12 protein-coding genes are annotated in these 12,220 nt (G+C 47.6%); 8 read left to right on the forward strand and 4 right to left on the reverse strand.

Annotated elements, in window-relative coordinates; genetic code table 11:
- Window positions 1-9: 9 nt before the first annotated feature.
- From QFZ48_RS19720 to QFZ48_RS19730, 3 genes are all read right to left on the reverse strand, one after another.
- Window positions 10-477: a hypothetical protein gene (locus QFZ48_RS19720; protein ID WP_429063316.1), complete on the reverse strand. Its 468-nt coding sequence runs from the start codon at window positions 475-477 to the stop codon at window positions 10-12.
- Between the two features lie 59 nt (window positions 478-536).
- Window positions 537-3,188 carry a valine--tRNA ligase gene (locus QFZ48_RS19725; protein WP_429063317.1) on the reverse strand — a complete coding sequence of 884 codons (2,652 nt, stop codon included), beginning with the start codon at window positions 3,186-3,188 and terminating at the stop codon, window positions 537-539.
- 83 nt (window positions 3,189-3,271) lie between these two features.
- Window positions 3,272-4,288 (reverse strand): threonine aldolase family protein, encoded by a 1,017-nt coding sequence (locus QFZ48_RS19730; RefSeq protein ID WP_429063318.1) that lies wholly within the window; start codon window positions 4,286-4,288, stop codon window positions 3,272-3,274.
- A gap of 328 nt (window positions 4,289-4,616) precedes the next feature.
- Here QFZ48_RS19730 and QFZ48_RS19735 point away from each other — a divergent pair, with 328 nt between their 5' ends.
- From QFZ48_RS19735 to QFZ48_RS19755, 5 genes are all read left to right on the forward strand, one after another.
- Window positions 4,617-5,474 (forward strand): sigma-70 family RNA polymerase sigma factor, encoded by an 858-nt coding sequence (locus QFZ48_RS19735; protein ID WP_012793808.1) that lies wholly within the window; start codon window positions 4,617-4,619, stop codon window positions 5,472-5,474.
- A gap of 135 nt (window positions 5,475-5,609) precedes the next feature.
- Window positions 5,610-6,485, forward strand: a complete 876-nt coding sequence (locus tag QFZ48_RS19740) for a DUF4249 domain-containing protein (RefSeq protein ID WP_429063319.1) — start codon at window positions 5,610-5,612, stop codon at window positions 6,483-6,485.
- A gap of 20 nt (window positions 6,486-6,505) precedes the next feature.
- Window positions 6,506-7,456, forward strand: coding sequence for a thioredoxin-disulfide reductase (trxB, locus tag QFZ48_RS19745; RefSeq protein ID WP_429063320.1), 951 nt, complete (start codon window positions 6,506-6,508; stop codon window positions 7,454-7,456).
- A gap of 78 nt (window positions 7,457-7,534) precedes the next feature.
- A complete protein-coding gene (gene folB / locus QFZ48_RS19750; protein ID WP_079473347.1) occupies window positions 7,535-7,885 on the forward strand; it encodes a dihydroneopterin aldolase in 351 nt (116 codons plus the stop codon).
- Between the two features lie 88 nt (window positions 7,886-7,973).
- The gene (locus QFZ48_RS19755) at window positions 7,974-8,729 is read left to right on the forward strand and encodes a hypothetical protein (protein WP_429063321.1); all 756 of its coding nucleotides are present in this window, start codon (window positions 7,974-7,976) and stop codon (window positions 8,727-8,729) included.
- Between the two features lie 89 nt (window positions 8,730-8,818).
- Here the strand turns inward: QFZ48_RS19755 and QFZ48_RS19760 are convergent, their stop codons facing one another.
- Window positions 8,819-10,150: an MATE family efflux transporter gene (locus QFZ48_RS19760; RefSeq protein ID WP_429063322.1), complete on the reverse strand. Its 1,332-nt coding sequence runs from the start codon at window positions 10,148-10,150 to the stop codon at window positions 8,819-8,821.
- A gap of 140 nt (window positions 10,151-10,290) precedes the next feature.
- Between QFZ48_RS19760 and QFZ48_RS19765 the strand changes: the two genes are divergently transcribed.
- From QFZ48_RS19765 to coaD, 3 genes are read left to right on the forward strand one after another with little or no spacing between them, the layout of a single operon-like run.
- The gene (locus QFZ48_RS19765; protein WP_429050386.1) at window positions 10,291-11,160 is read left to right on the forward strand and encodes a DUF3822 family protein; all 870 of its coding nucleotides are present in this window, start codon (window positions 10,291-10,293) and stop codon (window positions 11,158-11,160) included.
- The gene (locus QFZ48_RS19770; RefSeq protein ID WP_429063323.1) at window positions 11,151-11,705 is read left to right on the forward strand and encodes an RsmD family RNA methyltransferase; all 555 of its coding nucleotides are present in this window, start codon (window positions 11,151-11,153) and stop codon (window positions 11,703-11,705) included. Before QFZ48_RS19765 ends, QFZ48_RS19770 begins: the two co-directional genes overlap by 10 nt.
- Window positions 11,706-11,734: 29 nt before the next feature.
- A complete protein-coding gene (gene coaD, locus QFZ48_RS19775; protein ID WP_370907938.1) occupies window positions 11,735-12,211 on the forward strand; it encodes a pantetheine-phosphate adenylyltransferase in 477 nt (158 codons plus the stop codon).
- Window positions 12,212-12,220 lie beyond the last annotated feature (9 nt).

Here is a 12,220-nt window from a genome sequence, read left to right on the forward strand (position 1 = left end):
GGAGATGGACTACTTAACGTTGATCTGAAGGGAAGGAGCTTTGTAGAATTTTTCTTCTGCATATTTGATGATGATGTCGTCGAAGTACAAGACATCACCGGTTTGCAGGGTTTCCTTCAGGTTTTTGCTCCACGCGGCGGGGAGGGAAGCTGCTTTGAAATTATCTCCTGTAAAATCTTTGTATATAGCGGGTTGCCCGGTAGTATCGTTCAGATAAGGCTCATGTTTTTCAAAAGTAAAAGCAAATGAGAGCACCGGGTATTTGATATTCTTTTCGTCCCGCACAATTAACGCGGAGTCCAGTAATTTAATGACTTCACTTTTTGGTAGCGTGTCGCTCAGGTAGATGCCCCAGCTGCTGCGGAGTTTCATGGGTCTTTTGCTGGTTACGGCAGTCGCCGGTTTTTTTGCGGATTGTGCAATGACCGGTGTAACAGCAGTGGCTAATAAGAAACTAAGTAACAGATGTTTTTGCATGATAGTACCGGGATATAAAAAAATCGCCCGGTATAGTAACGACCGGGCGATCCTAAAAATTATAAGGACTTTAAACTTTCCTCTATGACTGCAATTTTTGCTTCGGCATCTGCTTTCTTCTGACGTTCTGCGTCTACGGCTTCTGCTTTTGCGTTTTGTACGAAGCGCTCATTGCTGAGTTTCTTTTCAACAGATACCAGGAATCCTTTCAGGTATTCGAGATCTTTTGTGAGCGCTGCTTTTTGTGCGGCGGTATCCAGTGCAGTTTCTGTACCGAGGTAGAATTTATCTTTCTGGATCACGAGGGTAATGCAGCCTGGCACGGGTTCCTGTACATAGTGAATGGCTTTTGCGTTCACCTGTTTGGCGAGCATGCCTTCAATTTGTTTGAATGCGTTATCGTGTTTGGTTTCTATGTGCAGTACGATCGGATCTTTTGGTTTTATCTGATGTTTGTTACGTGCATCGCGGATGCTGCTGATCACTTCTTTTGCCAGCGAACCTTCCAGCAGGGTAGCGTGTACCGGCGCCTGCGGGGTGATAAACTGTTTTATCATCAGGGAATCATCCGCTGCACGTGCCGCGAGTTGCTGGTATATTTCTTCTGTAATAAAAGGCATATACGGGTGCAGCAGTTGCATCAGTTGTTCGAAGAAGTAAACTGTTTTATGGTAGATGGAAGCAGGGATCGGTTGTTCGAAACCCGGTTTTGCCCATTCGAGGTACCAGCTGCAGAAATCGTCCCATACCAGGCTGTAGATGGCTTTGAGGCCTTCGCTGAGGCGGAAGTCCTTATGCAGGGCGGCTACTTCCAGTTGTACTTCATTCAGCCTGCTTTCAAACCATTTCACGGCGAAGTTAGCTGCTGCGGCGTTGGTGGCGCTGTCATTTTCCTGGCGTTGTTCCCACATTTTCACCAGTTTAAGGGCATTCCATATTTTATTACAGAAGTTACGGCCCTGTTCACAGCTGGAGTCATCGTACAGGAGATCGTTACCAGCGGGTGAAGAAATCATGATACCAAAGCGAACGGCATCGGCGCCAAAGGCATGGATGAGTTCCAGCAGATCGGGGGAGTTGCCCAGTTGCTTACTCATTTTACGGCCTTGTTTGTCGCGTACCATTCCGGTGAAGTATACGTCGCTGAAGGGTTTCACTTCTTTGAACTCCAGTCCGGCCATGATCATACGGGCTACCCAGAAGAAGATGATATCCTGTCCGGTTACCAATACCGAAGTAGGGTAATAGTAATTGATATCCTCGTTATCCGGTTGGGAGATGCCGTTGAATACTTCCATGGGCCAGAGCCAGGAGCTGAACCAGGTATCCAGGCAATCCTGGTCCTGTGTGAGTTCGGCTGCTTTGACGGTGATACTGCGGGCGGCAAACTGCTGCACTGCTTCAGCAGCGGTGGCGGCTACCTCAAAGGAACCGTCCGGCGCGTACCAGGCAGGGATTTGCTGTCCCCACCAGAGTTGGCGGGAGATGCACCAGTCCTTAACATTTTCCATCCAGTATTTGTAAGTCGCCAGGAACCGGTCGCCGGGATGGATTTTTACATCACCGTTCACTACCGCGTCCAGGGCGGGTTTGGCCATTTCTGCCATTTTCACAAACCACTGGGTGGAGATGCGGGGTTCCACTACCGTATCGGGGTTACGCTGACTGTAACCGAGGCGGGTGGTATATTCCTGCTCTTTTACGAGCAGGCCTTCTTCTGCGAGGGCGGCTACTACTTTTTTACGGGCAACGAAGCGGTCTTCTCCTACAAAAACAACGGCGGCGGCGCTGAGCGTGCCATCGTCGTTGAGGGTATCAACGATTTCGAGGTTATGTTTCAGGCCCAGGTTATAGTCGTTGATATCGTGTGCGGGCGTTACTTTCAGGGCGCCGGTACCGAATTCTTTATCTACGTAGGTATCAAATATTACCGGAACACGACGGTTGACCAGTGGTACGGTAGCGAAGTGACCTTTCAGGTGGGCGTATCTTTCATCTTCCGGGTTTACGCAGATGGCGGTATCGCCCATGATGGTTTCCGGGCGCTGTGTGGCGATGGTGATATATTCGCCGGTTGGCGTGCCGGTGGCGTCCGTGATGGCGTATTTCACATGATAGAGCTTACCCTGGAGGTCTTTATATTCAACTTCCTCGTCGCTCAGTGCTGTTTTAGCTTTTGGATCCCAGTTGATCATGCGGGCGCCGCGATAGATCACTCCTTTTTTATAGAGGTCAATGAAAACGGTGATCACTGCTTTGTAGTAGTGGTCGTCCATTGTAAAGGTTACGCGATCCCAGTCGCAGCTGCAGCCGAGTTTTTTTATCTGGTGGTAGATGATATCTCCATATTTATCTTTCCATTCGAATGCATATTTGAGAAATTCTTCGCGGGTGAGCTGGGATTTTTCGATGCCTTTCTCCTGTTTGAGCATATTTACCACTTTTGCTTCCGTGGCGATGGAGGCGTGGTCGGAGCCTGGAACCCAGCAGGCGTTGAAGCCGCTCATACGAGCCCGGCGTACCAGGATATCCTGTACGGTTTCGTTGAGGGTATGGCCAAGATGGAGGACCCCGGTGACGTTTGGAGGGGGGATGACGACAGTAAAGGGTTGGCGGCCATCCGGTTTAGAGCGGAAGTAGCCTTTATCCATCCATTGTTGGTACCATTTTTCTTCAACCGTTGCAGGCAGGTAATTTTTCGAAAGTTCCATGCTATTCATAATATAAGGTTGCAAAAATAACGGAGATTAAGGAGAGATGGAAATTTAAAGGGCAGTAATAGTTGCCCTTTCCGTTATGCCATCTCTGCGATGATTTCGCAGGTTTGTGCAATCATTTCCGGTGTAACATCGAGGTGGGTGACTATTCTTACCTGCGTTGGTGAGATGGGCATTACGAGGATACCCTGTTTTTTGAGGTAATCGGCGAAGAGCTGCGGAGTCCAGTCGCCTGTTACTTCAAAGATGAGGATATTGGTTTCCACGGGGAGCATGTGACCGGTGAAGGATTTTTCCAGCAGGGCCTGCGCCAGTTGTTTGGCGTGGTGGTGGTCTTCTGCCAGCCGGGCGATATTATTTTCCATGGCATAGATGCCGGTAGCTGCCATAAATCCGGCTTGCCGGAGGCCGCCACCGAGTTTTTTGCGGATACGCCTGGCGGCTTTGATAAATGTTTCGCTGCCGAGCAGTACGGAGCCCATGGGGCATCCCATTCCTTTATTAAGACAAACGGAGATGCTGTCGAATAGTTGACCGTATGTTTTTGGGTCCTGGCCGGTGGCCACGAGTGCGTTGAAGAGACGGGCGCCGTCGAGGTGCAGTGCGAGGCCATGTTTTTTACACACGTCGCCTATTTTCACCATTTCTTCCCAGTCGTAGCAGCATCCGCCGCCGCGGTTGGAGGTGTTTTCGAGGCAAACGAGGCTGGTGCGGGCTTTATGCACATCGTCGGGGTTGATGGCTGCTTCCACCTGGGTAGCGCGGATCATGCCACGGTCGCCGATGAGGGCATGTACCTGGGCGCCGGAGTTGAAGGCGATGCCGCCTCCTTCATAAATATATACGTGAGCAAGATTACTGCAAACCACTTCATCCCCGGGCAACGTATGTACTTTAATGGCGACCTGGTTACTCATAGTGCCGGAAGGGCAGTACAAGGCTGCCGGTTTGCCAAAATATTCTGCCATCATGGCTTCCAGTTTGTTGATGCTGGGATCTTCACCGAAAACGTCATCACCGGTTTCTGCCTGCAGCATAGCCTGTAACATGCCAGGGCCGGGACGTGTAAAAGTGTCGCTTCTAAAGTCAATCATTTTATTGAAAAATTTGCAACGGCTTAACGAATAAATTAGTTAAGATGTTAATTTAAATATGATTCTTTATCAATTGTTAAAATTTGTATAAACCAACGCTGTACAGGGACTAAAGCACTATAAAATTCCGTTATAAAACTGTACTTTGTTATATGGCTGGCAAATATAAGAAGGATTTGGTAGAGTGGTTGGTTAGCACGATCTTTGCAGACTTATTTTGAAACAAAACAATAAAGCGCGGGAAACTTTGTAAGTTAATAATTTTAAAAGTTTCGAACAAAAAATTTCTTTCGCTGTTATTTATTTATAAACCAATACAATTTTTCATATGAGGCAACTTAAAATTGCCACCCAGATCACCAATCGTGATTCGCAGGCGGTAGAAAAGTACCTGCAGGAAATCTCGAAGATCCCTTTGTTAACACCTGAGGAAGAGACCGTTTTGGCGCAACGCATTAAAATGGGCGATCAAAAGGCTCTTGAAAGATTGACTACAGGAAACTTACGTTTCGTTGTTTCTGTTGCGAAGCAGTATCAGCACCAGGGCCTTAGCCTGAGTGACCTGATTAATGAAGGTAATCTCGGCTTGATCAAGGCGGCACAACGTTTCGATGAAACGAAAGGTTTCAAATTCATCTCTTATGCAGTATGGTGGATTCGCCAATCCATTCTGCAGGCGCTGGCTGAACAGGGTCGTCTTGTTCGTCTTCCGCAAAACAAAATTGGCACCTATAATAAAGCTAACAAAGCTTACATGGCATTTGAGCAGGAAAACGAGCGTGAGCCTTCTACCGAGGAGCTCGCAGAAATCCTGGAGATGTCTGAATCAGAAATTAACAATATCTTCCAAAGCAACACCCGTCACATGTCTCTGGATGCACCCGTGCACGAAGCAGAAGACGTAGCAATGGGCGACCTGCTGGAAGGTGGAGATATTACTGATGATGACGTGATGAGAGATTCACTCCGCGAGGAAATACGCCGGGTATTAAAATCCCTGAGCCCACGCGAAGCTGAAATTGTGAATGCTTATTTTGGTCTGGATGGTGAAAATGGCGCAACAATCGAACAAATCGGTCAGAAATACGATCTGACTAAAGAAAGAATCAGGCAGATTAAAGAACGTGCTATCAAAAGGCTGCAGAAAGCCCGCTATAGTGGCGCCCTGAAATCATACCTGGGATAAAATACCTTTATTCATTAGTTAGTTAACATTAACGAAAGGATAAATCTACTAATCCTCTTTATTCTATAAGAACACCGGCCTTGTAAATACATGGCCGGTGTTCTTATTTAGTGAACACCCCTTATTTTTGCACTCATGCGTATGCCGCTTTTCTTACTCCTGGTTATACTGATCTTTGCCGCCTGCGAGAAAGATATCAGCGTTAACCTGCCACAACAGGAACCACAACTGGTGGTGGAAGGCAGATTTGAAAGCGGCTCCTACCCGTTGGTAATTCTCACACACAGCCTTAACTATTTTTCACAGATAGATCCGGCAGTATTAACGAATGCATTTGTTCATAACGCCACTGTCACCGTTTCCAATGGCAGCAAAACCATGACACTAAAGGAGCGGACAATAGATACCGGCAACATGAAGTTCTTTGTATACCTGCCGGATCTTACGCAGCCTGCAAACAACTTCACTGGAAATGTGCCGGGCACCTATACTTTACGTATTAACGCTGACAATAAGGCATATGAATCTGTGACAACTATACCGCAGCGCGGCATGAAACTGGACTCGGTCTGGTGGACATTAGTGACGGTGGATGACTCCACGAAAGCCCGCCTTTGGGTGAAGATCACGGATGCTCCTGCGTTTGGGAACTATGCAAGGTACTTTACCAGGCGAAACAGTGAGCCCTATTTACCCGGACTGAATTCTGTGCTGGATGACCAGCTGGTGAACGGCACAACATTTGAAATTCCTGTGGACGCCGGCGTTAATAAGAACCTGGATCCTGATGACAGGCCCGATGAGTTCTTTGAGCCGGGGGATACTGTTACCCTGAAGTTTTGTAATATTGACAAAGCAACCTGGGATTTCTGGCGAACGCTTGATTTTGCCTATAACAGTAATGGCAATCCATTTTCATCGCCCACGAAGATACTTGGAAATGTACACGGCGCATTAGGCTACTGGGGCGGTTATACAGTAACCTATAAAACAATTATTATTAGCAGGTAATTATACATACAGCAAACAAAATGGAAAACAAGCAACAAGAGCATGTACACTTATTGATCATCGGTTCCGGCCCTGCCGGTTATACCGCTGCAATTTATGCTGCAAGAGCCAACCTTAAACCAGTATTATACCAGGGCATTCAGCCCGGCGGACAATTAACCATCACCACTGAAGTTGAAAACTATCCTGGTTATCCGGAAGGTATTCAGGGACCCGAAATGATGGTGGATTTTGAAAAACAGGCAGCCCGCATGGGTGCCGACATCCGTTATGGTTTGGCTACTTCCGTGGATTTCAGTAAACAACCTTATAAAGTAGCGATCGACGAAGAGAAGGAAATCACTGCCGATGCGATCATTATCGCCACCGGCGCCTCTGCCAAATGGCTGGGGCTTCCTTCCGAGCAACGTTTGAACGGCAGCGGCGTAAGCGCCTGCGCTGTTTGCGACGGATTCTTCTTCCGTGGTAAAGAAGTGGCTATTGTAGGCGCCGGTGATACCGCTGCTGAAGAAGCGCTTTATCTTTCTAAAATGTGCAGTACCGTGCATATGCTGGTGCGCCGTCATGAAATGCGCGCTTCCAAAGTAATGCAGGACCGCGTACTGAAAACTTCCAATATCATTGTATACTGGAATTCTGAAACAGACGAAGTACTGGGAGATAAGAAAGTAGAAGGACTGCGCATCCTGAATAACAAAACCGGCGAAAAGAAAGAAATACCGGTAAGCGCATTCTTCGTAGCTATTGGTCACCAGCCCAACTCCGGTATCTTCAAAGACTACCTGACACTGGACGACCAGGAATATATTGTTACAGAACCAGGCACCAGCCGTACCAGCGTGGAAGGGGTGTTTGCCTGCGGTGATGTACAGGATAAAATTTACCGCCAGGCGGTAACTGCCGCCGGCAGCGGATGTGTGGCCGCCCTGGATGCAGAAAGATATTTATCAGCAAAAGAACACCACCAATAATAAACAGGATAATGAATAATGGATTTACAGGGAGAACATTCCTGTAAATCCGTTATTTGTTGTCCGTAATTTCGGCTTATGCTTACCATCGCCCTCGAACAGGCTACTTTCTACGCTTACCACGGCTTATACCCGGAAGAAACCATCATCGGTAATCATTTTGTACTGGATGTGGCAGTTCGTATACCCGGCACCGTGCCCGTAGATGATTTGTCTGAAACGGTTAACTACCAGGGCATCTATGAAATAGCAAAGGCTGTGATGGCCGTTCCACGGCCATTACTGGAAGAAGTGGTGTATGAATTAACCGATGCACTCAAGCAACGGTATCCCGGTATCCAGCACAGCACCGTTACCCTCCGCAAAATGAATCCGCCCATGGGCGCTACTGTCCGCAACTCCCTGGTTTCCCTGGAGAAGGATTACTAGTTACTATTTTTTGGGATATATATGATGTTTCCGTAAATTTATAGCTATAAGTTAATCAACAAATTCTTACGCTGTAAAAACCTGTCCTATGTTGAAACGGATCATGGCAGTTTGCTTTTTATTATCAGCGGTACTGTTTGTACAGGCCCAGAGTGTCAGTGAAATGGTAGAAGAAGCCAGGCAGCTGGAGAAACAGATGAAAGAAAGCGAAGCATTTGAAAAAGATAAGGACATCCTCAAAATACAACCGTCGGAACTGGACGCATTGAACCAGGCCAGCCAGTTATGTTCCCGCATTGGCAACCGGCAGAAAAGCAAAGACGATAAGATCAGTTATTTTAATCTCGCTAAAAGCTATGCCGAGCAAGCGCTTAAGGTAAATCCCAATAGTCCCGAATCCAATTTATCGATGGCTATTGCAATGGGACGTATGTCGCTGATCTCCGGTGCAAAAGATAAAGTAGCCGCCTCCAAAGAAGTAAAGAAATATGCGGAACTGTCGGTTAAGTTTAACCCTTCACTGGCGCAGGGCTATCACGTTTTAGGTAAATGGAATTATGAAGTAGCCAACCTGAATGCCTTTGAAAGAGGCGCAGCAAAAATGCTTTTTGGCGGATTGCCGGATGGCTCACTGGCCAACGCCATTAGCAACTATGAAAAGTGCCGGCAGCTGGACCCCGCTTTTATCCTCAACTATTATGAACTGGCCCGCGCCTATAAAGCAGATGACCAGCAGGAAAAAGCCATTGAAGTGCTGAAGAAAGCGCTGACCCTGCGCAATATCACCCAGGATGATGCCGGGATCAAAGCGGATTGCAGGAAAATGCTGGATGATTTGCAGTAAGCGAAGGTTGTCTTTCCCAGGATTAATAGTGATTTTATTGATTTTGTTGATTGGATGTTGTAATGATGTTATGATTTTTGAATTATCTTTTAGATTTCTTTTCCTTTCCATTTGCCACTGCGCAGATACCAGTAACTTATTCCGAAGATAATGATCCAGTAGATAAAGTCTGCTCCCCAGGCCCAGTGCAGCTCGCTGCGCATTCTTTCAATTACAATATTGCAGTACACCAGGTAGCCGATAACGGCGATAATTTCCGTTACGAGATTAATTCTTGTATTGCCGGTACCCACCACGCCGCTCATTACCACCGCTGCTATCGCCATCAGGATGGTGCTCAGCGTGATAATCCGGATGGAAGGGATGGCCATGGTGATCAGGTCGGCACTGTTGGTATAAATGTGCAGCAACGTATAGGGGAAGAGGTTAACCACCACGCACATGGCAATAGCGCATCCTGCGCTGAGCGCCACAATTTTCCGGATGATGGGGAAAACCTGTTCTGGCCGTCCCTGCCCGATGATGTTGCTTACCATTGTATTACAGGCCGCCGCCAACGCCCAGGTGAAGATGCCAAAGAAGCCAAAAATGCTGCGGAGCATATTGGATACGGCAAGCGGGCGTTCGCCCAGGTGCTCAATGAAAATAAAGAATACGAACCATCCGCCGATGCTGAAAAGGAACTGCACAATCAGGGGGGCGGATACGTTGAGGATGTTGCGGACAATGCTCCAGTTGAGCCGCAAGTAGCTGAACAGGCTGTATTGCAGGTGATAACGCCTCAGGAAGAGGATGCTGAAAGCAACTCCGCAACCGGTAACTTCCGCAATCACGGAAGCCGTGGCGGCGCCATTGAGCCCCATTGCCGGGAATCCCAGCTTACCGAAGATGAGCGTATAATCGAAGAAAATGTTCATCATTTCCTGGAAAAGCGAGGTAACTGCCAGCACCCTGGAGTGGCCGCTGCCAATATAAAATGCGTTGGCCATATTCAGCAGCATGAGAAAAGGAAGGCCCCATATACGGATACGGATAAACGAAACGGCTGCAGCGATGATATGGTGATCGTGCAGGCTTTTGGAAAAGAACCAGGGCGCCGCCAGCAGGGTGAGTAAAATAGCGATTCCAGAGAAAAAGAGTCCAACCTGTATGCCATTGGAGAACAGTTGCCCGATGCCGGAAAACTGCTGCTGGCCCGCTCTGCGGGCAATGAGTACCTGCATGCCGTTGTTAAGGCCATAGGCAATCATGTACATCACCAGGTAGTAGATACCGGCGATCCCGTTGGCCGCCAGTTCAAATTCGCCCAGGCGCCCTACGAAGGCGGTATTAGTGATGTGATTGATCTGCGGAATAATGAGCGCCAGGCAGATGGGTCCTGCTATTTTGATAATTTGCCGGGTGGTGACTTCCAGTTGCATGAATCTTTAGCCGATTATGGGTATAGCAACAAAGATATGGCTATCTGTTGATCATCTCCCTTATATAAAACAACAAAACGCCCTCACCAATTAACTAAAAAGAGTATTATTGTAATTCATTTGAAAGGTTAAATATGCCCGTGGCTTATAACATCCATCCTGCATTTACAGTAGACGATGAAACCCTGCTGGAAACTGATCTCACTGCCTGTAATTTACTGGTACTGGTAGGAAGCGGAACATTCAGCTATGTAGTGTTTGATCCGGTTGCAAAGAAATTCCTGGCGTTGAAGTCCTATCATTTTACTCCCCGGAAGCTGGCCCTGGCCGATCTGGAGATGATAGAACAGGTGTTTGATACCGACAAACTGTTGTTTACTGCCTTTAAATCTATTTTGCTGGCTTTTAATACCGGAGGAGGTGTGCTGGTACCGCATACGTACTATTCGCCCTCGCTGAAGAAGGATTTTCTGCACCTGGGCGCGCCGGAGAAAATACAGGAAGCCATCCTGTCGGATTTGCTGCCGGCCCTGCCAATGGTAAATGTTTACAGCGTGGATAAAGACCTGCTTGGGTTTTTACGCAAGGAGTTTTCTACAGACCTGGTGATACATGCCCATTCGGCACTGCTGCAATCTTACCCGACGGACCTGGATTTCCAGGCAAAGGACGGCGTGGCTTTTATCGAGGTGGATCAGCACCGCTTTACGATGACTGTTTATGCCGGCGGTAAGCTCCTGATTCAACAGGAAAGCGATTACCAAACCGGGTTGGATGTGGTGTATAGTCTGGTGAACGTGCTTCGTCAGCTGGAGCTGAATGAGCAGCTGGTGAAAGTAAAGCTGGGAGGAGTGGTGGCTACGGATGCCGGCGTATACCAGGAGATGTATAAGTTTATACCACACCTGGAATGGATACAACGAATCCCGGGTTTCAGTTACATTACAAAAATGCAGGAAATCCCGGGCTATTATTTTCATAACTTATATGCGTTAGCGTTATGCGTATAATCGGAGGAACGAGGGGGGGACGAAAGATACAACCGCCTGCAAAAATGCCGCATACCCGGCCAACTACAGACATTGCAAAAGGCGGATTGTTTAATATTATCGAAAACAACCTGGACATTCCATCTTTAAAAACACTGGATATTTTTGGCGGCACCGGCAGTATCAGCTTTGAGCTGGCTTCCAGGGGAGCCACTGATATGACTGTGGTGGAGAAAGACCCGGCAATGGCTGCTTTTATCAGTAAAACAGCTTTGTCGTTGGGGATTGAAAACCTGAAAACGGTAAAAATGGACGTTTTCAAATACCTGCAGCAATGCACGGAGAAATTTGATTTCATTTTTGCTGATCCGCCGTATATGATGGCAACACTGGATCAGTTACCGGGACTGATATTTGAAAAGGAGTTACTGAACCCGGAAGGCTGGCTGGTGGTGGAACATACCCAGCATAAGAAGTTCCAGGATTATTCCTGGTACCGTTCTGAAAGGAACTATGGCGCAACGGTGTTCTCCATTTTTATTAACCGGGAGGAATTAAAACGCTGACCGTTTATCTATCAATCAATCGCACCCTTATGAGAACTTGTTTATTCCCAGGTACATTTGACCCTATAACGCTGGGACATACGGACGTCATTAACCGCGGGCTTGATCTGTTTGACCGCCTCGTGATCGGGATCGGGGTAAACAGCAGTAAAACCCCTATGTTTGCACTGGAAGAGCGGATGAGCTGGATCAGGGAGATCTATAAAGATGATCCGCGGGTGGAAGTGGCTTCGTATTCGGGACTCACCATCGACTTCTGTAAGCAACTGGACGCCCGTTTTATTTTGCGCGGTATCCGTTACGTAAGTGATTTTGAATATGAAAAGGCGATCGCTGATGTAAACCGTACTGTGGCGCCGGGTATTGAAACGATCTTTTTAACGACTGTTCCGCAGTACTCCAGTATTGCATCTACCCTGGTGAGGGATATTTACAAATACGGTGGAGATGTGTCACCTTTCCTGCCTCCCGCTGTGCTGGAAGGCATCAAACGCACGAAGAAATAATTTTATAAA

The sequence above is a fragment of the Chitinophaga sp. W2I13 genome (genome assembly GCF_050434005.1).
GTDB lineage: Bacteria > Bacteroidota > Bacteroidia > Chitinophagales > Chitinophagaceae > Chitinophaga.